Below are 25462 nucleotides of genomic sequence, written 5' to 3'. Positions count from 1 at the left end.
ATTGGAGACAAAGCAATTACCTTTGTAGCGGAAAACAAAAGAGATATGCGGGCACAATGGTTCTGTAGGTAGATACGGTGGAGAAGAGTTCATTGTAATTTTAGAAAATGCAAATGATCAAAAAGCGACAGAAATATCTAACCTTTTATTGGAAGCATTACGTCTTACTCCACTCCAATTGGACAGTGATAGACGTTTATTCTTAACTGTAAGCATTGGGATCTGCAGCAACCAAGGTAATAGAGATCTTTCAATAAATGAAATGATACAGAAAGCGGACGAATGCTTATATAGGGCTAAAAACATGGGTAGAGATCAAGTTGTTATATATAATACCTCTAATAAATCACTAAATGTTAAATTGTGATATTCAAGTATTCAACTTATATGCTGATAAAAAGAAAGACCAGCAAAGGTAATCCTTTAACTGGTTTTTCTTATTTTGCATATTAACTTCGAGCATTACTCAATTAGCTTTATGTGACAACACATGTTCCAAATCACATCAACATTATAATTTAATATGATTTGTGGAAGTTTAATCGGTCGTATATGTTGCCGATAATTGAAATTGTCACTGTGTCATTTCTTACTTGACCATTAGTGTATACTACCTCAAAAGTGAAAGTAACTGGACCTAATTTCAGTTTAGTATTAGGTTCACTAAAACTCTCATCAAGATAAGTCTCTGTAAATACAACAGGGTCAGATGTTCCTAATAGAGTAATATTTTTTGTAACAGATTGACCATTATCCCTTGTACCATTAAAAGTAACCGTTACTTTATCTACAGGCGAATTAGATGTTACACCTTTTAAGACAAACGGCTCTCCAGAATAAAATTCATCAGGCTGATTGCCTTCTTCACTATGAATTGTATTCCATTTGTCAGTATGATCGACAAAACCTTCTAACGTTAAAGGGTTTACGGGTATGGTAGCTGAAATTGTGTCAGTTCCACCATACGCATCTGAAACAGTTTGTTCAATTTTGTAATTCCCTATCTCATTAGGGACAAATTCAAAATCTTTCGTTGTATACTGGCTCGTTATACCAGTAGGACTAGTAACTTTATAAAGATGTGTGAGTGTATCACCATCAGGATCACTTGCAAGGCTTGTCACCTTCACTGTATCCCATTCTAAGTATTCATTCTTATCTGTTTTAAAGTTAGCTATTGGTGCTCTATTAATGACTTTAACTGTTTTTATTACCTCACTTGTATCGCCATAAGGATCAGTAACCATTAATTTAATTTCCCAATCTCCTCGCACTGGCAAAATTCTACTTGGATTTTTGTCAGTAGAGAATACAGTGAAATCCAACTCAGTAGGAGATTTATAAGACCATTCATAAGTCAAAGGATCATTATCCGGATCTGATGATTGATCTGTGAATGAAACATTGGTATCGATATATACAGTTGTTGGACTATAAGTAAAGTCTGCAACTGGCGTTCTATTTAAAACCTCTATTTCATCCTCATATGTCTCAACGTTCCCATATTGGTCACTAACAGTTTGTTTTACATGATAGTAACCTACTTGGTCTGGTGTAAATTGAGGATCTTTACTTGAACTACTAAAGGTTGTTTCATCAGGTCTAGTAATATCATATTGATAAGTTAATATTGAACCTGTTTCCCCAAAAGCAGTTGACGTGATCTTAACCAAGTCACCTCGATAATAAGGTGATTCATGAATGAATCCTGCGGTTAATTCTCTTTCAACAACATCAATATAGTCAACATACGTAGCTTTTTTACCAATTGAGTTTGTGACAGTTTGAATTACCTTATATTCCCCTACTTGATCTCCAACAAATTGAGGATCAACGGTATTAGATGTAAAGCTTGTACCATCTGGTCTTGTTATATTATAAGAATGACTAATAGCTAAACCATCTTCATCATAAGCAGTAGATGTTAAAGATATTGTCTCATCTTTATAATAAGGAGAATCATGAATAAACCCAGGAACAATTTTACTATCGAGAATTTGCAGATTTTCAACATGGCTGGATTCACCATCTAAGTCGACAGCTACAAGTTTAATGTCGTAATTCCCGGGTATTTCAAATATTTCTCTTGGATGTTCATCGTTAGACATAAAACTATATGAACTGTCTGGCTCATTTGATAGTTTTGAATACCAAGTGTACTGTATCTCATCATCATCAATTTCAGTAGTCTTATTTGTGAAAGTTACAACTTCACCTTCATACTTAGGAGTTGTAGCATCAAAATCTGCAGCTGGTGGTGTACCCACAACATTAACTGTAATTTCCACCGAATTTGTAGTGTATTCCCCTAATTTAGTAGATATTACTGATTCACCATATAAGGAAACAGATTTTAGTGTGTACGTATAAGAATTACCTTTAGTAACATCTATATCGACATAGGAATTATTGGTACCGTTGTAGATTAATGTACCGTTTCTATAAAGTTGATAGGATGTTTTTGATTCAGGTTTCCACATAACTTCCAAGCCATCTTCGGATGTTTGATAATAGATTGGATTTGGTGAAAATCCGCTTAAAGTCGCATCATTATTTAATGGTGTAGAATGAGTTGTCTGGTCTAATAACTTTCCAGTTGTTGACTTGCTCGTATTCCAGAATCCTACTAAACCAGTTTCATGACCCCTAATATCCATACCCATGTACCTTTGGATTTGACTTTCAGACCTTTCATGATTCCATACACGTATACCTGTTAGCTCTCCACCAAATATATGGCCAGTACTTGAAAAGTCACCACCCACTCTAAAGTTAGAGGATGCATATCGCTTCTTAGTGTAATCATCATCTTTTGTAACTGCTGACAACGTCTGCTTAACTCCATTGAAGTATAGTGCACTATTGCTTGGTGTTGGAATGTCATTTGGGAAAACTGCAGTCACGTACACCCATTTATTCTCTAATGCAGTATAGTCGGATCCCGTAACACCAACACAATCACCATTAGTATTAAATCCAAAACAACTCAGTGAGTCACTAAAGTATAAATGATAGGTTGTTGAAAAGCCAAATGGTACTACATTTCCAACCCCATCCCATTTCATCCAAAACTCAACTGTGTTCTTACCTAAGTTAGTTGTGTTTACACCAACACCTTCCATTTCTGCGAATGTGCCTGTTCGATCAAACGTTTGAGATTCAACCGGTGGTGAAGCGATGCCAACTAAACCATCCTCAAACCCACTTAATGATTTGTGCATATCTGCATTAATGTCTTCTACTGATCTTTCATGATTCCAAACTCGTATCTCTGAAAGTTCGCCATCCATTTTATATTTATCATCAAATAACCACCCGGATACTTTCATTTTAGACGAAACTTGTGAATAGTCGTCATGAGCGGATTGATCTGTAGTAAAGTTGGTTATTAATTCTTGCTCAGTTCCATTTATATAGAGCTTAAGTTGATCTTTAATAGAAGTATTGTTTACATTACCATTAACAAAAACTGCAGCTACATGTACCCATTTGTTTTTTAGTGGCTCTGAAGAAATCCCTATGACATCACCTTTCCCTGTATTAAACCCAAAAAATCCTGATTTATAGTATAGAGCATAACTATCAAATCCGATCGGCATGAATTGACGATCTTCACCGTCCCATTTCATCCAAAACTCTACTGTTGTTTTACCACCAGTTACTGAGGATAGACTTGATGTATTCATGGTGAATGAAGACGCGATATCCTCATTGAATTCATATGAGTTTTTGTAAGGTTTAGGAAATTCGTCTTCGAGAGTAGGTACTGCATGTAATACGAGTCCTTCCTCGTTTCCTTCAACAACTGAATTGATATTATCCACTACTTGTTGCTTTGATCTTTCATGGTCCCATACTCTTACTTCAGCTAATTTACCGGAGAATTTATACAAATCGTTATCTGTATAACCTGAAAGTGTCACATTGCTGTATACAATAGAACTTCTGTGATCTGTAGCAGAACTGAAGAATCGACTAGATAGGTTTTGTTCTTCTCCATTAATGTAAATTTTAAATTGACTCTTAACAGCAGGGTCATTCGGATCACCGTTAACAAATACAGCAGATACATGTACCCATTTATGTTTAAGTTTTGCTGAAGGAAAGCCTATAACATCGCCAGCTCCAGTATTAAAACCGAAGTACCCATTTATAAAGTAAAGATTCAATCTATTAAATCCCATAGGCATTGAGCCATTGTTTCCGTCCCAATACATCCAAAACTCTACCGTATTTTTCTTTCCTGGCCCCGAATCAGTATCAACGTTTGTAAAGCTCATAGAAGTATTTTCAGTTCCATCAAATGTAAAATACCTTTCATTAGGAACAGTTGCTTTTGGATTCTTAAATACGTCAAAACTTGGTGAAACTGTTTCTTCTGGATCAGCTACCATTTCAATTGTATGTGTTCCTCTAGGTAAGGTTCCTAAATTGGAAGAAATATATTTAGTGTTGGTTGTAGATGTAATTCCATAATCTTGAACTATCCTTGGTTTTACTTCTACCCCATCTAATTTAATAGCATGTTGAACATCATTTGCAGTCGCTAACCCAATATTTTTAAAAGTTCCTCTTACTTTAACCTCTTGATTTGGTCTAAAGGTTGTTTGAGGAGATCCTACAGATGAATTAAACGTAAGGATATCCCTTCCTCTTATATCAGGTGCATTTACGGTAATTGTGATAATTTCACCTTTATTATTCTGTTTACTACTTTCCGTGGATTTGTTATTAGGATCAGCGACAGCATAGACCTTATAAACACCCGGTAACAATGTTTCTGCGTAAGCGTTATTAGTAGGATCAAGATAACTACCAAAATACCTTGTAATCCATCTGCTTTGACCTAGGTCATAACTAGCAGTAGTTATATTAGGTGTTGCTTTACCATTTACATAAACTTGATGTTCATAACCATCCTCCATTGGAGCTTCTCCAATATTTCGGAAAATAGAGCGAAACTCTATTCTTTCACCATACTCAAAAACATACCTTTCATTTCCATTTTCATCATAAGCCTTTGTGGTTTGTGCAGCAATATCAGGTAAAGGTTTTGGCTTAACTTTAAATGTAACAACTGGAGTATCATTATTACCTTCATTTGTCTCATCAACTTCATGATAAGGGTCAGCAGTTGCGTATACTTTATAAGTCCCAGCAGGTAAAGATTGATATGTTTTGACTATCCATCGTGTTTGACCAGCCGAATAAGTTCTAGCATCTAAATCTTCCTGAATAACACCATTTAAATATTGAGCATGTTCGACTTCATAATCAACCTCAACATCACTCTCGTTCTTTATATAACCTCTAACAGTAATAGCTTCACCTTCAAAAAATTCATATTTTTCCACAGCATCTTTATCTAGAACTTTTGTTGCAGTACCCTTAAAATCTGGCTTAGGAGGCTCTTTTACTTTAATTGTTATAGTTGGTGTATGGTTATTAGATTCATTTTTTTCACTTATCTTATTTTGATAGTCTGCAATTGCATAGACCTTATACTCACCTGGTTTTAAGTTTTTGTAAGTTTTTGATATCCAACGAGTTTGATTGGTGCTATAACTTGTTTCTGTAACATTACCTTGTAAAATACCATCAAAGGAATGAGTATGAGTTACATTATTAACTTCTGCATCACCAATATTTTTCACATAACCTCGAACCGTAACTGGTTCCCCGTATTCAAATGTATACATTTCATTACCATCTGAATCAAACGCTTTAGTATCTTGTCCTTCCAAGTCAGGCTTAGTGGCCACTACTGTAATAGTTATAGACTCTGTGTTATTATCACCTTCGTTACTTTCCTTTACCTTATTATTCGGGTCACCTTTAAAGGTAAATGTGTAAGTTCCAGGTGCGAGACTTCCATAAACTTTATCAACAGTTGCAGTCTCATTAACAGAATAAGATTCTTTAACATAACCTTGCCAACTACCATCTCTTGTAGCAGTATGCTCTACATTACTAATACTTTTAGGCCCGTCATTTTTAAATGTTCCTCGGATAATAATCTTTTCATTATCCTTAAATGTAGTTTTTGAATTTCCTGAAGCGTCAAGAGCTTGTATTTTTTTCGCTCGGATATTTGGATAGTCTGGCTCAAAGATATGAATTCCATCTGTACCATTTGTCATGATGACATTCTTATCTCCACCACCTACGGTAATACGACCGAAATTAGAACTCTTTGGCATTTTGTACGACGATTTCCCACCGCTATACCAACCATATGCAGTACCACTTCGATTTCTACTTATGATGTATCCATCAGCACGGACAAAGAGAAACGTACCATTTGAAAGAACTGTTGGAGCGGATGCTATTCCTTTACTTGATCCGTATATCTTCCAATAAGCACCTGTACTAGGATTTACTCTATAGACATAACCATAACCATTTTTCCTGTTATTAATAGTAATAACAACTTGACCATTGCTTTCGTCTAGAGCTGGCATACGTGCGACAATTCCATTTGTACCAAAGGCATTGTGAACACCATTTACGACACTCACAGAATCGTTACTACCGTTATAGGTTATTACCCTACCAAACACATCGACAAAGTAAGCTTTGTAACCATCTGGAGATACAGCAGCAGTTGGAACTGAATAAGTAACCTTTTTAACAGAGTTAATTCCTCTTGAATGAGGATTTACTACGACGATCTTACCAGGTGTCGTATTAACCCCGATTACAATTCTGTCACCAGAACTACCACGAGATAATAACGTAGGAGAGCTTGTGATCGTTCCTCCTGTTTCGTAAGACATAAAAGGAAAGATAGAACCATCAGAAACATTAAAACCGTAGATCTTTTGGTTCTTAGATCCGATGTACACATCACCATCACGCCAATGTAATGGCCCACCTGCAAAAGCATTAGACCTTCCTGATGCTTGAGTAAACACTTCTTTGATTTTAGCTCCGGTGTTTTTATTAATTATTATGGTCTTAGTACCTGCAGGAACTACTAAACGATCTCCAACTACTACGCTATTGGAGGCATGCCCTTTTACATTTCCAATACTATCTGAAATCCACAGTGTTTTCTCATTTCCTAAGTCGTATGCAATAACCCTACCTGTTTGAGTAGAAATTATATATGCAATATCTCCAACAACAATAGGTGTACTATCACTATTTTTAAGATGTCCGCTAGGAGCGATTAAGTCAGTTTTCACATAAGGAAACATATGATCAGTGATATAGTTTGTCCTTCGCTCATTCAAGTTTTTCATTGGAAAGTCCGCTGCTTCAATGATGGGTGACACATAAGAAGTGAGCAGTATGAATATGATAAAGCTAATAAAAAACTTTCGTGTTATAAATATCACCTAACTTTCATGTTTACAGTAGATACATGTTTAGAAATTATGTATCCCTATTACAAACAAGAACATCTTATTTCTTATTTGTAATAGATATACATATTGGATAAGAGGGGGATTCCCCTCTTATCCAAAAATAGAAAATACTGAAGCAAAGAATGATTTGATTGAATCTCCTACTTTCTCAAAAAAACCTTTATCTTCTTTACTATCATCTTTCTCTTCTTTTACATCCTCTTTGTCATTAACCTTATTTACATCTTCTTCATTCACATCATTTTGTTTCTTTTCGAGTTCTTCTAATTGTTCTGTTAAATAAATGAAATCTTCATCTTTTTCTAATGGCTTGAAACTTTCACTTGATAAAAACTCATTTAATTCAGCAATCTGTTTTTTCGAAAGATTTGGCAGGGGTTCTTTATTATTAGCAAGTTCTCCTAATGATAAATAAACTTCTTCTTCAACAACTTGTTCTTCTTTATCTTTTTTAAGCTTTTCGTATTCCGCATTAATAGATTTAGATAGAGCAGTTTGGTTTTCTTTATTGTCTTCTCCAACTAACTCAGCAATTTCTTCCGATGAATCAGTCTGAGCTATCTCTTCTTGATTATCACTAGTAGTTGCAGAAGCTACTGCTTTGCTATTCGATGTTGAACTTGACTTTGTATTCTCTTTTACTTCACTTTTATTTGTAGTTGTACTAGTCTGTTTTTCCGTTGTTTCTACTTTAGAAGATGAAGACTTACTTGTAGAAGTATTACTCTTGTTATTTGACGTCTCTTTATTAGTTGTAGTTGTTTCCTTTGGAGTAGTCGTTGTCTTATTTGTTTCTTCTTTTGGTTTCGTTGTTGGTTTTGGTGTTGGTTTTGGTGTTGGTTTTGGTTCTGGCTTTGGAGCAGGTTTAGGTTCCGGTTTTGGTTCTGGCTTTGGAGCAGGTTTGTTTTGTACATCAGTTTTTGGAAGTAACCCCGCATTACCGAATGCCATAATTATAGGATTATCACTAAATGCTTTATAACTAGCTTCATTATAGTAATTGTGTAAATATCCTCCACCTATATACCAGTCACCTGTTTTTCCACCTTCTATATCTCTTGCCTTGTATTCAACTCCTAAGTCATCTCCCATTCGTGTTGCTTTTACAAAGGTAACTTCTTGATAGCATCCCGAACACCCATTTGGAATCTTAAAAGATGCTGCATGAGCATCAGGGGTAACTATTAACGCCGCAACAAGTACTCCTAAAATTAATCCGAAAAACTTTTTCATCATATTACTCACTCCTTATTTTTTATCTTTTTCAATCTGCCCCGTTAAACTAAAAAAAGTGGTCTTGGTTCTGTGATAGAAAAAGACAGACTCTAAGCGTCTGGTCATTCCCCACAGGTCCAAAGACCACTCGTGTTTATTAGTAAACAGCTAACTCCATAGAGTTGCATAAAAAAGACAGGAAGATTATGTATCTATTATATATATAATTCCATTAACTTGCTAGTCTTTTTCATGGGGGATTCTATATAACAATTATACAATACAAATTACACTTTTTGCAATTATTTTATTGTAAATATTCGTAAACAACCGCTTTTCTTATGATAATGCCTTCACCTGCAAAATAACGAGGACTCTTGGTTGCTAACACTGCTACAATGCTCGGTCCATTTAATGTATCCACAATATCGTATGTTGGATTTGAATACGTTCTTGGAAACGTACTGTTGCTATCATCAATAAACTCTATATGATCCAAATAGATATCTTCTTGATAAAAGGAGTTTGCTTCTGGAATATAATAGTAACCTCCAGCAGAACTAAGCTTTAGATTGGAATTCAAACTTAACTTTAAATTCTCTAATGCTCGCGCTTGATCAAAGACAATTTCCCCTTGACTAAATTGTGTTTGATCAAGGGCAAGCGAAGCATCGTGCACAGCTAATTCTAATGCGTTTTTTATTTGTCTAGTGGCTGTTCTATCAGCATCCATGTTGTATTGCAAAGTCATTAACCCTGAAAATATTAAAACTAAAAACATTGTTTTTAACGCCTCAGACATTTGTACACACCCTTGCTAATTTAAATATATTCACTGAGAATTTTGGTACTCTTTTTAATTGTACTTGGCCCATTGTTGAAGATCTCAAAGATGAAAATAGGTCCTCTTGGTACTTCAATAGTTGCTTCTATAAAATTCTCTCGATAGGTTAAATTTTTTGTAGCGGTTATTGTAATCTTATCTGCATCAAAGTTGTAATTATCTACAAGCTCCTGTTTCATTTCATTAATGAGTGTATCGGTGAACCTTCCTTCAATAGCAGCCTTCTTAGCACCCTCTTGAAGCACTACCTCTACAGCTTCTCGATGTAAGCTATCTAAATAGGCTAAAATTGGCGCAAACATTATATTTGCAGTAATAATTAAAGTCATCCATTTCGCTAATGTAGTTGACATTTTAATCTCCTTTTAATATAGAGGGGAGGATTTCCCCTCTATATAAATCCTTTTTAAGGTAATAAAGCTTGATTTCCTTCAACTTCTGTTTCATAATTCGTTGCTTCATCTGTTACCATTGCGTAACCTACTCCAAATAGAAGTAAGCCTATGCACACTGCTGTAATTCCAAATTTCAAAAACGTACTTAATGTTTGATTCATTGATTAATAACCTCCTAGATTGTACTGTGATATTCTTTAATTTTTAAGGCAATAAAACTCGGTTGCCTTCAACTTCCGTTTCATAATTCGTCGCTTCATCTGTTACCATTGTGTATCCTACTCCGAATAGAAGTAAGCCTATGCACACTGCTGTAATTCCAAATTTCAGAAAAGTACTTAATGTTTGATTCATTAATTAATAGCCTCCTAGATTACTTAGTTTGTAATTGATATTTATCCTTAAGATGATCTTGGTGTTCTATATTCTTATCAAATAAAGATTGATACACAATCCCTATTAATAAACTGCAAACAATAATAGCGCTTATGGCTACAGACATATAAGTTGCTAATGTCTTATTCAACCTAACAACCTCGCTTATCTAATTATTTGAGATATACGCCGCAATATCATCAGAAGTAACTTTCATTTCATCTGCTAAACCTACAAATAACAGAGTCCCAATAACAACAGCTGTAATACCTAGCTTCATAAATGTACTCAATGAAACGTTTATCTTAATCACCCCCCCTAAAAATTATTGTCTGGTTGATTCAAGGATGTGCGAAACCATCACCACTACTAGCACCAAGAAGTTAAGAATAATAACAAAGTGTGTCGTATTTATAGGAATTGATGATAGCTCTTTCGTAATCTTCATTCGCCTTCTGTAATTTTCAATTTGAGAATTGACGAACATTGTACGCATACCTTTTAAAGATTTCAAAGCAGCCTTTCGATCAACATCATCAAGTGTTTTTATAACAGTAATAAGTGCCTGCGCTTCCTTCGTTCCTATTTCTTTTGCAAATTGACTAAGAGCTTCATGTGGCCCCTGGTTGCTGCTCCACGAAGTTAATAGTCTAGTAAGAGATGTGTCTATAATAGAGAAATACGGTCTTAGATCTTTTAGAATGTTATAAGTATTAATTCTACTTACATTCATCATCTCAAGCTCATTGATAATTAAGTCATATAACATAAAAACTTCTGCACTTTTCTTTGCTTGCCTATAATCAATTACACGTCTGATCACATAATGAAATAGTGTTTTAAAATTAGGGTTAAATGCTATAAAAAAACCTAATACCCCTAACAGTCCCCATAAACTTAGTTTTCCTGTTATAAAAAACGGGATGAAAAAGTAGTTAGCTAGCAACAAAACAATTAAAGAAAAGAAAATAATGTTATAGGTTAAACCATTTAGTCCTAAAGGATAATCAGCTTGTTTGAGCCATTCCTCCGTTTTTGATTTAGATGCTGACTCAATCATTTTCACTCTACCCTGTTGAACAGACTGTCTAATTCTTAATCGATCCTGAATTCGATCAGTATGCGATGTCAGTCCCATATAAACAAGAATTCCTGATAATATAGACAATATTCCTATAAGCGAATATCTAATATATGGAGCTAGTTTAAACAGTAAAGCTGATTCTTGCATTTGACGCCTCCCTCCTATATGTCATTTTTCGGTCTTTTTAGGATCATAGCAATAAAGATTGAAAATACTACTCCAATCAAAGAAATCGTAATAAGCAATAGTGGCCAAAAATTATGGAATTGTAATTGCACCCAATCCTGGGCGCCTGATACAAAGTATCCTAAGAATAACGAAGCAACAAAAATAGGAGCAGTAATATAACCGTTGTATACAGAATCTAACGTTTGAGATTTTTCCTGTTCAAGCATCGTTTCTGTCTCTTCCATTTGCTTTGTAAGGACTAACAATGTGTTCAAGACGTTTTCATTGTGTAAATAGGCTTTTAACATAATATTACCTAGTCGTTTAGCCGAAGATCCTCCTGCTGTATATACGAAAACAGAAATACTTAAGCGTAGCTCTTGTTCATTTCTAGACACCTGTAAATCAGAAATTAACCTTACAAACACTTTTCTTAATGTTGCATTTTGTACAGTTTTTTGTGTTTCCACTAAGGCATAATACATATCATATCCATGAGCATTGTATTGTTGTGTTAATGTTTGGACAATCATTAAAAACTCTTCACCCATTAAAAAACGTAATTTTCTTAGTTTCACTTGTAGCACCATATAAGGTATAGCTCCGACAAGTACTCCCATAATTAAACCTAGAAAGATATCATGGAAGTTGAAAACTAAAAAGCAAAATGTAAAGAGAAACAATCCAATCGTTATGACAAAAAAGGCTAAGACGTCACCTTCACTTTTATCCTTACTCGTTGTCTTAATGACTAAATAAATATGCTTCATGAATGGATGCTTAAACTCAACTGATTTTGTATTCGTTAGAGAGGCTCTTACCTTTCTAAGCCGATTCTTATATTGAATCTGGTTAATTTTCTCTTTAAGCGGAGCTTCAATAATGACCTTTGTTGCATATAAACCACTAAGGATAACAATGATGTACATAATGTAGAAAAATCCGTCCGCCCAAAACCAGTGTTTAAGAGACTCAAGCTGTTCCATATAATTCTTCTCCCAGCAGTTCCTCTAACAAATTATCAGCAATTTTTTCATAATCGCTCATGGAAGATTTTTTAGAGCGTTCGGCCAATAAACGGATAAGTGTCTTAGTGGCTTCTAAATCTTCTTCTGCCATTAACGTTAACAGCCCTCGTGAAATCTTGTGAGAATAATAGTATTTTCCTGTTATTTTACTGTAGCGGATTAAATCGTTAGTGAAATGTTCTCTTTTATCCTCATCCCATATGACCTCAGTTACGCCAATTACTCTCTTTTTTCTTCTATCTCTATCGGTGCTCATGGTCAAAATAAAGTCGATGTTACGTGCAACACGCTCTAATTCGTTATTAAATTGACGATTTGGAAATTCATCTAGTATATGTCTTGTCACCTGAGGAACAACACTTTTTACATCAGTTAAGTGATAGGTAGAATATGCTCCACGCTCTCCTCTCTCGGTGGACATAAGATAGGCTTCTGTTTCCAAACTACGAATCTCACCAACTACTATATAGTCATGCTCCATTCGTAATAATCTAGGAACCGCTTTATGGAGATCCCCTTCCTTTGCTTGGACTTCAAAAGTAAGTCGGTCAGGAAGTTGTTCAGATAAAGCAAGCTCAAAGTGTTTTTCCATAACAGCTGCAACATATTTTGGATCACGTTCACGAAGCATTGATTTCATAAAGGTTGACTTTGCAGAACGAACACGTCCCGCAAAAACAATGTTACTCATTGTTTGGGATAACGCTTTATAGATATCAATATCATCTTTCGGTATGGTTCCAAGTCTTGCCTGTTCTTCCAGACTTATATCCTTAACGATAAAACGTCTAAACATTATGTAGTTCTCACGAGAACGAGGCTTTTGAATCATCGTTACACGATCTCCATTTTCCTTTTCTACTTCAAGTTCAGGAGTTTGCTCATTAATAATTGCATCTTTATTTCTCATAGTGAACGTTCTTTTAATACGCTCTACTTCTTCATCTGTTGCAAATCTTTCATCTTGTCTAACAAACTGTCCATCAATATCTATCCAGAGTTCTCTCCCTCTGATTACAGCTGCCTCAGACTTCGGGTATTTTTCCCATTTATGCAATAAGCTAATTCCCCACACTTCATGAAAAACCGCTTCGGATAAGGTTGCATAAAAAGAAGGATAATCGTTAGACGTTATGTTATGGCGCATTAATATTTCATTTATTTTGGAAATAAAGTACGCCATTTCTTTTTCGTCACCAATAACTGCTTTATGTTGACGTTCTAAAAATTGGCTTTCTTTGTCTTTTCTTTGCTGATCATTTACTGAAGTACTTTCGTTTTCGCTAATTAGGTTATTAAATTCTTCCCTTACAACCTTACATATTTGACTAAAAGCTTTCTTTCTCTCGAACGTTATAAGTTCTTCGTTCTTTAGTCCTTTCTTTTCTAGCTCACCATTTAACCATAAAGAAGGATTATAAGGTTCTTGATCCGTACCAAGTTGAGTTTCAATATTATCAACAGCATCTTCAAGCATTTGTTCTGTAGATGTCGTCAATGAGATACCCCCTCTTTTTTCTTGGATAAGAAGCCAAAAATTCCTTTGCTGGTTCGATCACTTTCGTATTGTAATTTTTTCTCCTGAAGCTTAGCTTCTGAGATAATTAGGTTTGATATAGTCTCTAGTGATTTTTTATAAACTGTTTTTCCTTCTGTTAAATCGTAAAGCAGTTTTTTCTGACGGATTGCTATTGGCCCTAATACTTCTAAATCGGGGATTAAAGCGATCTTCTGCATTTCCAATTCTTCTTCTAAGTCATTCTCACTAATTAATGACATATTAGGTTGATATTTATTTATCACAAGCATAAAGTCATTCTTTGAAGTTCCTGTAGGTTCCAGTAGCTGTTGAAATACGTGAGGGAAATATCCTCTATATCCTTTATCTTCTTGGTTAGTAACAATAAATTTTAATTCACTTGATATAAAAGCTTGTGATGCACATGCAGTATCAAAATGGGTACCACCATCTATTAGAATCACTTCAAATATCTCTTTTGCAACTTCAATCAAATGGGAAATTTCTTCATTTGTATAATAACGTTGCAACTTGATATCACGATTTCCCGCCAAATGGTAGAATCCTTTGTATTCAAATAAGGCTTCTTTTAACTTGGTTTCTGTTAATGACCTTGTTTTTAAATCTACTTTTAAATCATTTAAGTACTGCCCTCTATAATCTAAAAAGTAATCAGATGGATCCCAGGCATTCAAACTCAACACCAATACTTTTCCCTGTATCCTTTCAGAAAGGTTTCTCGCTAAATTAAGAACAGTCGTAGATACACCAGCCCCACTGTGAGTACCAAAGAAACTTACAATTCTATTACTTGCATAACCCTTATGATCACTGACAATCCTTACAACTTCACTCGTTACTTGTTCAGGGGTTAAATGCTCATTAATTGCTAAGATTTTATGAGATGCACATACACGCTCAATATTCTTTACAGAAATAGCACTAGTTACGTTATGAAGTTTATAAAAGATTTCAATATCTGGAAAAACCTCTCGTACTTTTTGTAAATCAGTATATTGAACGAGTTCCCCATCAACCAATAGAGCAGATAAAGAAACACTAGTATTATAATCATCTTTAATTTTTTCAAAGATTGGAGCGGTTTCTATTTGCTCATATGATTCAAACAATTTTTTATAGCCATGATTTCGACTTACTACACCTATATACATGAACGAACCTCCTTTTCTTAGTTATACGTAATGTAAAGTTTCTTATCGTTTTCAATAACTTCTTTCATTAACTTTTGAAAATCTTCTTCATTAAGTATTACTTCTAGGTCAGATATTGTCCCCGTTGCATTTAATCTCTCTGAGGTTTTAGTAGTTGTTTTTTCTTCCCCTATATCATTTGTAACTTCTCTATTACTAGAGTCCTTTACATATACTACTTTTACATCTTTCAGTACTGGTTCTTTTAATAGATTCTTTACTGTTTCCGCTCGTACTCCATCGGTTATGTCTTCCGCATCTTGTTCTATTAATGCATTGTCGACTAAGTAAATATCGATTGTATCTTTTCTTCGTAATGATCCGGGTTGAGCAAAAATCATATCACTCATGAGTGGACGAATGGCTTCACCTTCTGCCGAGTCTGGAATGAGATTGTCATAATCAATCATCTTTTTAGAGACAATCGAATTGCCAACCATTAGTTGAGAAGAATCGTATCCGATAATGGTGGGTAAGTCTTCTGGATAGATAACATCTTTTACTATATCCTTCTTATCTCGACGTTCAATGACAAACATACTTTCCAATAGCTGTTCATTCTTTTGAATATCTTTCCCAGGCTTTACAACAACAACCTCTACGCTATCAATTTTGTCTTTAATAAAAAGATCATAAACGGGTGTAAAAGCGGCAGCTGTTACAAAAGTTAAGATACCTAACGTTACCTTTGTTTTTGGCTTCATTTGTTAACCTCCTATTTTTTCGACTTTCACTTTCTTATTAAACAAACCCTTGAACAATCCACTATTCTTTCCACGCTTTTTCAATAAGTTATTTGGTAGCAACTCTTCCATAATCGGAAGAAGTACTTCATTTATTTCTTTTTGATTCTTAGATGAATCATTGAAAAACGTTCCATTATAATGACACCCAAAAATATCACTAGGAGAGAAGCATGGTAAGTATGTTTGTAATTTATCTGCATATAAGTCATGTATCATTTCATTTGACAAGACTTTACTATCAAATCGATTGCCGATTAATCTTGTCTTGTCATCCTCTAACATTTTTCTAAAACTAGAGGTAAGTTCATTATCTGGATCTTCTAAGAACTGTATATTTGAAATATCAGGTTCAATTACAAAATACGTATTAGTCGCGATATCATAAAGATCTCGATATATCTCTTGGTGCCAATCTGTACCTACATCTAGAATAGTCACCGTTGATTGAGAAGCTAATAGAATTTTTACATACACATCAAAAGGGATTTCTTTCATACCATATACAGGTTCATTATTAGGGTGACGTACAATCATGTTCACTCCTTCTAACTCCCAATCAAATACACTAGGTACTTTCGGGTCAATCTCTTTTGTAAATTGATAGAATTTGCTACGGTATTCAGGAATTCGATTATGTCCATTGAAGCGATCATATGAGTATGACGAAGAATATGGACTTTCTATATATGTCACGCTAACATCTAGCTTCGATAATTCCCTAGCAAGTAAGTGAGAAAAAAATGTACTACCGGAGCGGGAAAATGGACTTCCAACCAATATCGTCTTTGCTTGAATTGGAATACCGACAACCTTTTCCACTTGATTAAGTATTTGAATGTTATAATCCCGTTTTACTACTTGCTTGTTAACGACCTTATTAACAATTGTCTTTTCTATCTTCTTTTCAACAACCTGCTTCACAACGACCTTCTGAGGTTTTTCTTTCTTTTGCTTCTCATTAGGAGCAGCAACCACATCTTCCTCTTCGTAATCGTCATCTTCTGCTTGATTTCGTTGATTTGCAAGTTCAAACAACTCTTCTGCAGGTGTTACTTCATTTGGATTTGGTTGATCTTGTTTATTATCTTTTCTATTAGGCAAGAACTTAGACACTCTCGAAAATCGAGGCTTATCTCTTAATTGATCCACTAACTCTTGTGTATTTATTGATTTGTTATGAAAGATGTCTAACACATTTCGACTGACTAGTTCAGCTAAGAATGCATCCTCTCTTTCGCGTTCACATAGAAATACAATTCGTATGCGATCATCATGTTCCATTCTGATTTTTTGAAAGAAGTCTAATAGTTCCTTTTCTTTTCCTTCACTACTCTCTCTAGAGCTGGCTAGATAGTAGTCATGGATAATTAAAATATCAGGTATTTCATTTGAAACAATTTCTTCTAGGTAATCCCTATGAAGGACCTCGTTTTCTATTACGTTAAAACCAGCTTCACTTAATCTGTTACGCAATATTTGACTAAAACCGCTATCTCCGATAGCTAATAAGATTTTGTTCATATTTCTTCACTCCAAATAAATAAACATTAAAGGGTAAGGATATTAAGTTAAGTTATTAAATTTTTGGGTTTGGGTTCAGTTTTTAATTATGAAATTTTAGAATTATTTGGAATAAAAAAATACCCGAAACGGACATGATGAATCTAGGTATGCTAGTAGCATTCTAGTATCATGTTCATTTCGGGTATTTCCCGTTTAAAAGTATATTTGGTTGTGGTTGTAAATGTTGTTACGAAAGTACCCAGCGTTTCCGGCACTGGATACCAAAAAACTTTTAGAAAGAGTGTTAACAATCGAGATTGCTAACATCAATAATATTAGCACTTCACGCTTTTGGAGTCAATCCTAATTATTTCCTATACATAGTTTCATCTGACTATAGCCGTATCCCTAACCAACCTCTACATTCACCATACATACAAAACTTAGGTTACAATAATTGAAAGTTATAGATAAGGTCAAGCTAGTAATATTCCACAACCTCATTTGATTCATTTAAGACATAACCTTCTATTTGCCACTTTTCATCATAAAAGTCATTATTATTATACATTGTAGGAGGATAAAAAAGAAAACCTTGCCCGTTTAGATCTTTTTTAATACTAAATTGTTGTTCTCCTTTTTTTACATTAATCACAATCTTATCTGCTTCATTACTATCAATATAACCCCAGAACACATTACCGACACCCTCTATCTTACTGACACGAATAGTAAACGGTACTCTCCCATCTTTAGCATCAGCAACTATTGCTTCTTCACCTTCTTTTGAATACCAAAAATATCCCATAAGGCTTTTGTACTCATTCAAGATAACATGGTTAGAATTTTTTTCTTTAAAAAGGACAACAGTATTCTCTGGATCAGATGTTAATAATTGAATATCTGTAGAATGAACGGTATTAATTGAATTTACTAAAGTATTGTTGGTAAAAGTGAAGACCACGACCACGGTAGTAATTGTGACTAAAGCAAAAATAGTTATCATTATAAATTTCCTCAAACTTCCACCTACCTTAGATAAGCTATGCTTTCATTATACAAAGAAGACCCTAAACCTAAAGAGTATTTAGACTTAGAGTCAAAAAAAAATTTAATATGAGAATCCTGTGTCCCAAGCAATTTGATTACTTGATTTATTACCTGAAATACTTACAGACATTGGCCCCCAACCAATTGACCATGATGTTGATCCACCACTATCTTCAATATACTTACTTAAGACCCTTAATTGAGCACTAGTTTTTGTTCTCTTCATATCAAGGCTTGACCAACCTTTATGCCAAACGTTATCTGTACGTGTAAGACTCCAAACCGCTCCGTAGAAATCCAAGTCATAAGTACCACCGCCGCAATTTGCTTTATAGCTATACCCATTTGCTGGCCAACCACTTTGGAATTCCTTACATTCATAACTTCCTGCCTTAATTGCCCATCCAGAAGGAACTGCAATGGCTAATTTATCACCTTTTGTACCGCTATTAGGATTTACCCATTCATAGTTAGCATAAACTGATTTGTACTTAACACCACCGGAATACATACTCCAGATATCATGTGAGACTTTTAACTTATCTTTTGAAATAGTACCCATTGTTGTAAATTCACCACTAGGCTGTTCTACAGAATCCGATTCAACAAGTTCACCTGTATTCGCAACTCTAACAAACTCTTCTTCTTTGGTAGTATCAAATTCTATAAGATTATCTTTCCCCTTATTATAAAGATCTAGCTTTTGATCATATTCCCATCTCTCTAAAAGTTCATCAGGTGCACCAGCTTTCTTAAGAAACTTATCAACCTTATCTTCCGAAATTGTTTTTTCAGCTGCTGATACAGAAGCCCCACCTATCGAAAGAGCCATAATGAGCCCTAATAATACTACAAGCTTTTTCATAAATTCCCATCTCCTTTAATGTTGGTTTGGCAAATCTAGTGTTTCAAATTCCGAAGAGGATATAGTTTTACTAGATTCCATTGGATTAAAAGTATCAGTGCAGTTGTAAGTTGTAAATAAGATTCCAAGAACGAATAGTAAACTATATAACTTTTTCATTTACCGTATCCTCCTTTCTTTATCTAGTGAAATCATAACAACTATTGGAAATTCATGTAATTACAGTCTCATCTAAATAGATAGAAGGAAAAGCACCTATCATTTAATTAACTAATTAATTGTAATAAAATATAAATATTGGAATATTTATGGAGGTGATTATTTGGAGAACATACCTATTGGCGACTTAATAAGAGAATTAAGAAAGCAAATTGGATTTACTCAAAAACAACTGGCAAAAGATATTTGTACACAAGCTTTAATAAGTAAAATTGAAAATAATACCGAAATTCCTTCCAGCCTAATTCTCTTTAAGTTAGCAAACAAATTAAATGTAGACATGAATTATTTCTTTGAGCAAAATGATAAAGATTATTACACGTCAGATCTTATTAAGATTATTCGAAAACACATTAGAAACAGAGAATATATAGAAGTTTATGAAATTGTCCAAAAAGAAATGAGTTCTCCTTTATATACTTACGATATACGAATTAAACAATTTTTGTTGTGGCACAAGGGAATTACCTTGTTTTATATAAATGGAGACTTTCATAAATCTGTTGAAGTATTAATGGCTGCTATAAATATAACTGGCTCTATAGATAAACAAATGACAGAAAGAGAGATTGAAATTCTAAACAGCATAGGGATACTCTATAACGAATGCAATTTGTATAAACAATCCATTGAATACTATAATCTTGCTCTTGTTAACAAAAGCAATATGCCTAACTTAAAGGACTTTCGTATCCATATTAGGGTCCTATACGGCCTTTCTAAGTCTTATAAGAGTCTAAAGGAATATGATAAATCTATTGAAATAGCAAAAAAGGTGTAAGGTTATGTAGAGAAAACGAAACATTTTATTTATACGGGGAATTGGAGTATCAGATAGGAAATAATTACTTTCAAAACAACAACACTTTATCGATAAAACATTTCCAAAAGGCTATTCAGCTATTCGAAATAGAAGAAAGAAAAGACTTTGTTATTCATACAACTGAAAAATTAAACCAAATTCGTTTACTATCATGATAATAATTCTGTATTAGGACTGTGAAAATTCATCAAAAAAGAAAATCACTCGGAATAGCCTGTATCACCACCTCCTTCTATAATGAACTGGAATACAAAAAAGGGAGCGTTATTTTTGAAGAATTTAAAGAAGTTATTCAAAAGTATGAGTATGGTGAGAAGAAATTACTGGATGGTAGTTTGGGATAAAAAAACAGGTTTCTTTCTAAATGCTAGAGGAAAAGGATTTAACGAAAAACAGGTGCAAAAAAAGTTTATGAAATCGAATCCTCATCTGAAAGTCATTCATATAGGTAAAGGTACTGAATCACCTAAAACATATAGATCCTTACCATTCGCATAAGTTGTAAACAAAACGCCCGCCATGACCTTCTTAACGGGCGTTTTGTATTCTAATATCCCCTACAAAATATATTGAAAGCACCATCTTCCCTTTAAAAAATTATCCTTATTTAGTTGCACTTTATTTTATATAAGCTGTCCTTCATCCTCATTAGGTTGCACATACTATGAAGATTCCTCATCCTCAATTGGTTACACTTATTTAAATCCGTTTAAATGATCCTCATTTAGTTGCAGTTTGAAAAATAGTTATAATTCTATCCCTCTTTGGTTGCATATACAGTAATCAAAAAGCATTCTTTAACGAATGCACTATACGATTAAGCTAATTCCTTTAGATCCTATCTGTATAGATTTGAGCATCTCCTCTTTCCTAAATACAGTATTCAACAATATATGATCCCTATATGGTTACACTTTGACAAAAAATACACGATCCTCATTTGGTTGCACCATATCCCTATTTAGTTGCAGTTAATCCCCATCTAGTTACATTAAGCAGCCACATTTGGTTGCGTTTAATCCTTATTCGGCTACGCAACATCCTCATTTAGTTGCGGTTTATCCCTGTTTAGTTGCACATAAGTAGCTCTAACCCTTGATATATCTTACTTTATGAGACTATAAAACTTAATAACTTTAAAACAATTAAAATATATTATATGTTAAAACATTAAACATTATGACTTGTTATGAATATAAATTATCTTTAAATATACTCGTTTATTAAATGCAACCAAATGAGGATTATGTAAGATCTACAAAAGAAGCGGAAACTCTCTTTCTCTCAGCTTTAAAACATGAGATAATTCACATTAGAAACAATCGAAAGGTGAAAGATTATGTCTAAAAAGAAGAATGATCTCATCGTACAATCAAATGATCTGGTTGAAGCATATTATGATACTGACCTTACAGTTAACGAACATAAACTAATAAGATATGTAGCTAGTAAAATAAAAATACAAGATAACGACTTTCCCGATTATTCATTCAGCGTTCAAGAATTTGCAGATGCTATAGGATTAAAGGGTAATGGTCTACATGCAAGGATTGAAAAAATAGCAGATGAAATAACGAAAAAGCGGATCAAGATTAAATCTAAAGATAGTGATAAAATCGGTTGGTTCCCTTGGTTTTCAGCTGTTGTTTATGAAAAAGGAATAGTTGATGTATCGTTTAATCCATTAATTAAAAATTTCTTACTTAGCTTAGAAGATAACTTTACTAAATATTCTTTTGCATACATTTCTCCCCTTCGTAGCGGTTTCTCTATAAGACTCTTTGAATTATTAAAGCAATACGAAAAAATTGGAACCAGGACAATAGAGTTAGAAGAACTAAAACAAATGCTTGGTGTACAAGGAAAGTACCCTTCCTTTAACAATTTCAAGCAGAAAGTACTTAAGAAGGCACAAGAAGAATTGAAGGAAAAAACCCTGTTAAGCTTTGAAATAGAGGAAATTAGAAGGTCTAGAAAAGTAGTGTCGGTGAAGTTTATTATTGATAGTAAATATAAAACGAAACAAATATCTTTCTTTGATGAAGAACCTGTTGATAATGATGTCACAAGTATTCAATCTTTATTTAAAGAAGAAGCTCTTTCTTTAAAGAATCAAGCTATTGAAAAGTGGCTTACTGATTACGGAAAGGAGTTAATTCTTCTTGCTTATGATGAAGTCAAAAACCGTAAGACTAAAACTAAAATCAACAATCCAGAAAAGTACATAGAAGCTATACTAATTTCATTAAACAATAAGCCCGCATTAGAAAAAACAGACGCTAACTCACCTAAGCTGCAACAAGTGATAGACAGCATTATCCTTTCATTTAAAAACAGCTCTGAACTTATACCGGATTTCATTATACAGGAAAGAGCATTAGAGGAATTTATGGAAAGATTAGATGTTACTGATACTGAAGCAAGGCAGATTTGGAACGAACATAGAGAACACATCTGTAAAAGCACCAAAAAATTGATTAAAGAAAAGAAAAGGATAACAAGAACATGATTTTAAAATCTCAAGATGTCCTTTCTATAAAGTAAATTATTAAAATGGTTGAGAGTGATCTCTTCCATTTTTTATTCATAACTTAATTTATAAGAAAACTCACTTGTACTCACTATTTATCATAATTAATGTTTTAGTGTCATATTATGTGGTTGAAGTGTTAGCGAAAACTGGAGGGAAATGTGTTGGGGTTTTTTTCAGAACTAAAAAACTATTTGTTTAATAAGCAAGAAAGTGCAATAGATGTAATCAGTCTAACAGTAATAGGTGGTATAATCCTGATTTTACTCCCAAAACTATTTAAACTAATATTTAAATTAGTTAAAAAAATAGTTATAATTTTAAAAGAAACCTTTCGGAAATACATTAAACAACAAATGAATGTAAGTGAGTATATCGACATACAAGAGAGATTAGATAAAGGCGGTAAATTGAAATGGTTTGAACATAAGGGATATGCTAAATATAAGCTAGAAGAAGAAAGCCTTCAGAAAAAGAGTAAACCTATGATAGCTTCAGTTGATATTGACAAAAAATTAAAAAAGATGTATCGAAGAAAAACATTTTGAGTAATAATAAAAAGCTCCTTATAAGCATAAGGGGCTTTTTATTATCTTGCTGTTGCATACTATAGATCTATAGTCTAACGACTCAATCTTCCTGTAAAAAAGAAACATTCATTCTTCTTAACTTTTCCTTGTCTGGAGCAAAAAGAGATTTTGACAAACCATCTGTATCAATTAATTCATCTACACAAAGCCATACAGTAAAAGGAAATGTATCGAGCATTAATTCTTTATGAATAAACTCCGCCATTGATACCGTTGAGCAATACAGAATGAAAATTGGTACATTTGTTGGAAAAGCCGTAATAGGAAAGGATTGTTGCTTTTCAAAGAGATTCCTCCATTGATGTAATTTATCTCTTAAAAAGCCAACAAAATTCTGTGACATTTGAGCTCTTTCGATAATAAAATTAACTCTTCCCTGTCCGGTTTCTAATTCCGCAACTCCAAACGGCTTCTTATACCTACGATTGTGTGCTACGATCCCATTCCATGTCCAACCTTTAATTGCTCTACTTTCAACTAATCGGCAGCGTAATTCATTCATAGCAACATATCTTTGTAATGTTTTTGCATTTTGACTATCCCACGTATTTGGATTCATAAAAGGCTGATCATTATAAAAATGCCTCAATAATTTAAAACCGCCAACACCAAGAGTAAAGGGAGCGGGTGGCTTAAACTCTTCATCTTCATCATTATCCAAACGACAAAACCATCGATCAACCATGGCATTCTTTCTTAAACGTTCCAAGCGTTCAGAAACTTCCGATCTAGACATTTGGGAGCTTAAGTATCTTCTTAACTGATCCTCATTGGCAGCTACTGCATCTCCTACTACTTTAAGAATCATAATATCGGTATCATCTATTTGCCCTTGCTTATATGCTCTTAAAACTTGTTCTACACTATAAAAAGGAAAGTAGTTCTTAGGTAATTTTTTATAACCGTACATAGAAGGGTGATCCCAAAATGGAATGTCCCCTTCTTTGGACAAAAAATATTGTAATTCTGTTAATTGTGTATCCATTACCCGAATAAGAAGCTTCCTATATCATTTCTCTTTTTCTTACCTTGTGGATAGTCTACAATGACTACCTTCCCTTTTCTATTCTTAGCATCGATTTCACGTATACGGCATGATACGATTTCACCCACAAGAGGCTCAGGTAAATGGCGAGGTTTAATTGCTTTGAGTCTAACACCTTCTTCAAGGTTAACAAAGATACCATGTATAGGATGAACATTATGTACACGTCCTACAACTACTTCCATTTCTTTCATTTGCTCTAACTTCTTAAACGGATCTTCCATTGTATCCTTACGAGAAACTTGAATGATGTTTACTTCTTCATCGTAGCGGAGTACTTTAACCGGAATTTTAGTTCCTCTCTCTACTACACTACTAATATCAATATTATTGTTCCAATCCCAATCATACTTAAGCATGAAGCAATCAGTACCATTTACACGAACATGTATGCGTTCATTCTTCTCGTTAATCCCCCACACTACACCATCGAAAACTTCATTTTTTAGTTCACCTTTTTTATCAAGGTATTTAATTGTATTCCAGAAGTTTTCACGACTAATTTTATCAGCCTTTTTAACAGAAACAATGGCCAATTGATGTTCTAAATCTAATCGAGTGATAACGATATTCTGATATGTCCCAACAAAACCATTAAGCGTTTTGAAAGAATGCTCACTGAACTCACTAGATGGACAAAAAGCTTTTACTCCTCCTTCTAAACGAAAGATAGCTACTTCTGTTTCTTGTGATACCATACGTCCATTTTCTTGAGGAACTGGCATGGTTATAAATCCTACTGATTGCACCATTCCTTGTACTACTTCTTGATTACGGCTTATTCTTGCTAACGTCTCTAATTCCTCATGAGACCACGCTTGATTTGTTATTGTCTCCAAAATAATACCTCCAGTTTTTTATTTAAGTTTCACTCTTTTTTGT

22 protein-coding genes are annotated in these 25462 nt (G+C 33.9%); 5 read left to right on the top strand and 17 right to left on the bottom strand.

Annotation, left to right across the window (positions count from 1 at the left end):
* Nucleotides 1-43 precede the first annotated feature (43 nt).
* Complete coding sequence (locus HWV59_RS27595; protein ID WP_102232169.1) at nucleotides 44-367, top strand: GGDEF domain-containing protein; 324 nt, start codon at nucleotides 44-46, stop codon at nucleotides 365-367.
* A 151-nt stretch (nucleotides 368-518) separates the two neighbouring features.
* On the opposite strand, the gene HWV59_RS26635 is transcribed toward HWV59_RS27595, so the two are convergent.
* The 15 genes from HWV59_RS26635 to HWV59_RS26565 all read right to left on the bottom strand — a co-directional run bounded on the left by HWV59_RS26635 (nucleotide 519) and on the right by HWV59_RS26565 (nucleotide 19373).
* Nucleotides 519-7244, bottom strand: a complete 6726-nt coding sequence (locus HWV59_RS26635) for a LamG-like jellyroll fold domain-containing protein (RefSeq protein WP_175640786.1) — start codon at nucleotides 7242-7244, stop codon at nucleotides 519-521.
* A 216-nt stretch (nucleotides 7245-7460) separates the two neighbouring features.
* A complete protein-coding gene (locus HWV59_RS26630; RefSeq protein WP_175640785.1) occupies nucleotides 7461-8606 on the bottom strand; it encodes a hypothetical protein in 1146 nt (381 codons plus the stop codon).
* Between the two features lie 286 nt (nucleotides 8607-8892).
* On the bottom strand, nucleotides 8893-9387 hold the full coding sequence (locus HWV59_RS26625; protein WP_102232731.1) for a peptidase M23: 495 nt from the start codon (nucleotides 9385-9387) through the stop codon (nucleotides 8893-8895).
* A gap of 20 nt (nucleotides 9388-9407) precedes the next feature.
* Entirely contained in the window at nucleotides 9408-9782 is a 375-nt protein-coding gene (locus HWV59_RS26620; RefSeq protein ID WP_102232730.1) for a hypothetical protein, read from the bottom strand.
* 53 nt (nucleotides 9783-9835) lie between these two features.
* Nucleotides 9836-9985 (bottom strand): hypothetical protein, encoded by a 150-nt coding sequence (locus HWV59_RS26615; RefSeq protein WP_175640784.1) that lies wholly within the window; start codon nucleotides 9983-9985, stop codon nucleotides 9836-9838.
* Nucleotides 9986-10028: 43 nt separating this feature from the next.
* Nucleotides 10029-10178: a hypothetical protein gene (locus tag HWV59_RS26610; protein ID WP_175640783.1), complete on the bottom strand. Its 150-nt coding sequence runs from the start codon at nucleotides 10176-10178 to the stop codon at nucleotides 10029-10031.
* Nucleotides 10179-10368: 190 nt separating this feature from the next.
* Nucleotides 10369-10512, bottom strand: a complete 144-nt coding sequence (locus HWV59_RS26605; protein WP_175640782.1) for a hypothetical protein — start codon at nucleotides 10510-10512, stop codon at nucleotides 10369-10371.
* A 12-nt stretch (nucleotides 10513-10524) separates the two neighbouring features.
* Entirely contained in the window at nucleotides 10525-11430 is a 906-nt protein-coding gene (locus HWV59_RS26600; RefSeq protein WP_102232729.1) for a hypothetical protein, read from the bottom strand.
* A gap of 14 nt (nucleotides 11431-11444) precedes the next feature.
* Nucleotides 11445-12437 carry a hypothetical protein gene (locus tag HWV59_RS26595; RefSeq protein WP_102232728.1) on the bottom strand — a complete coding sequence of 331 codons (993 nt, stop codon included), beginning with the start codon at nucleotides 12435-12437 and terminating at the stop codon, nucleotides 11445-11447.
* Complete coding sequence (locus HWV59_RS26590; protein ID WP_235991918.1) at nucleotides 12424-13977, bottom strand: ATPase, T2SS/T4P/T4SS family; 1554 nt, start codon at nucleotides 13975-13977, stop codon at nucleotides 12424-12426. Before HWV59_RS26590 ends, HWV59_RS26595 begins: the two co-directional genes overlap by 14 nt.
* Nucleotides 13974-15170: a P-loop NTPase family protein gene (locus tag HWV59_RS26585; protein WP_175640781.1), complete on the bottom strand. Its 1197-nt coding sequence runs from the start codon at nucleotides 15168-15170 to the stop codon at nucleotides 13974-13976. Before HWV59_RS26585 ends, HWV59_RS26590 begins: the two co-directional genes overlap by 4 nt.
* Before the next feature lie 17 nt (nucleotides 15171-15187).
* Nucleotides 15188-15913: a hypothetical protein gene (locus HWV59_RS26580; protein ID WP_102232727.1), complete on the bottom strand. Its 726-nt coding sequence runs from the start codon at nucleotides 15911-15913 to the stop codon at nucleotides 15188-15190.
* Between the two features lie 3 nt (nucleotides 15914-15916).
* A complete protein-coding gene (locus HWV59_RS26575) occupies nucleotides 15917-17476 on the bottom strand; it encodes a hypothetical protein (RefSeq protein WP_102232726.1) in 1560 nt (519 codons plus the stop codon).
* 463 nt (nucleotides 17477-17939) lie between these two features.
* Nucleotides 17940-18464: a hypothetical protein gene (locus HWV59_RS26570; protein ID WP_102232725.1), complete on the bottom strand. Its 525-nt coding sequence runs from the start codon at nucleotides 18462-18464 to the stop codon at nucleotides 17940-17942.
* Nucleotides 18465-18569: 105 nt separating this feature from the next.
* Complete coding sequence (locus tag HWV59_RS26565) at nucleotides 18570-19373, bottom strand: hypothetical protein (protein WP_102232724.1); 804 nt, start codon at nucleotides 19371-19373, stop codon at nucleotides 18570-18572.
* Nucleotides 19374-19695: 322 nt separating this feature from the next.
* Here HWV59_RS26565 and HWV59_RS26560 point away from each other — a divergent pair, with 322 nt between their 5' ends.
* The 4 genes from HWV59_RS26560 to HWV59_RS26545 all read left to right on the top strand — a co-directional run bounded on the left by HWV59_RS26560 (nucleotide 19696) and on the right by HWV59_RS26545 (nucleotide 23493).
* Nucleotides 19696-20373 carry a helix-turn-helix domain-containing protein gene (locus HWV59_RS26560; RefSeq protein ID WP_142385665.1) on the top strand — a complete coding sequence of 226 codons (678 nt, stop codon included), beginning with the start codon at nucleotides 19696-19698 and terminating at the stop codon, nucleotides 20371-20373.
* Between the two features lie 312 nt (nucleotides 20374-20685).
* On the top strand, nucleotides 20686-20913 hold the full coding sequence (locus HWV59_RS26555; RefSeq protein ID WP_102232722.1) for a hypothetical protein: 228 nt from the start codon (nucleotides 20686-20688) through the stop codon (nucleotides 20911-20913).
* 841 nt (nucleotides 20914-21754) lie between these two features.
* Nucleotides 21755-22924 (top strand): replication initiation protein, encoded by a 1170-nt coding sequence (locus HWV59_RS26550; RefSeq protein ID WP_102232721.1) that lies wholly within the window; start codon nucleotides 21755-21757, stop codon nucleotides 22922-22924.
* Between the two features lie 185 nt (nucleotides 22925-23109).
* Nucleotides 23110-23493, top strand: coding sequence for a hypothetical protein (locus HWV59_RS26545; protein WP_102232720.1), 384 nt, complete (start codon nucleotides 23110-23112; stop codon nucleotides 23491-23493).
* Nucleotides 23494-23575: 82 nt separating this feature from the next.
* Here the strand turns inward: HWV59_RS26545 and HWV59_RS26540 are convergent, their stop codons facing one another.
* Both HWV59_RS26540 and HWV59_RS26535 read right to left on the bottom strand, forming a co-directional pair.
* The gene (locus HWV59_RS26540) at nucleotides 23576-24520 is read right to left on the bottom strand and encodes a replication-relaxation family protein (protein ID WP_102232719.1); all 945 of its coding nucleotides are present in this window, start codon (nucleotides 24518-24520) and stop codon (nucleotides 23576-23578) included.
* Nucleotides 24520-25419, bottom strand: coding sequence for a S1 RNA-binding domain-containing protein (locus tag HWV59_RS26535; RefSeq protein WP_235991917.1), 900 nt, complete (start codon nucleotides 25417-25419; stop codon nucleotides 24520-24522). The genes HWV59_RS26540 and HWV59_RS26535 overlap by 1 nt, the downstream gene beginning before the upstream one ends.
* Nucleotides 25420-25462: the final 43 nt, after the last annotated feature.

The sequence above is a fragment of the Metabacillus schmidteae genome, from assembly GCF_903166545.1.
GTDB lineage: Bacteria > Bacillota > Bacilli > Bacillales > Bacillaceae > Metabacillus > Metabacillus schmidteae.
This window is presented reverse-complemented; position numbering and strand designations above follow the sequence as displayed.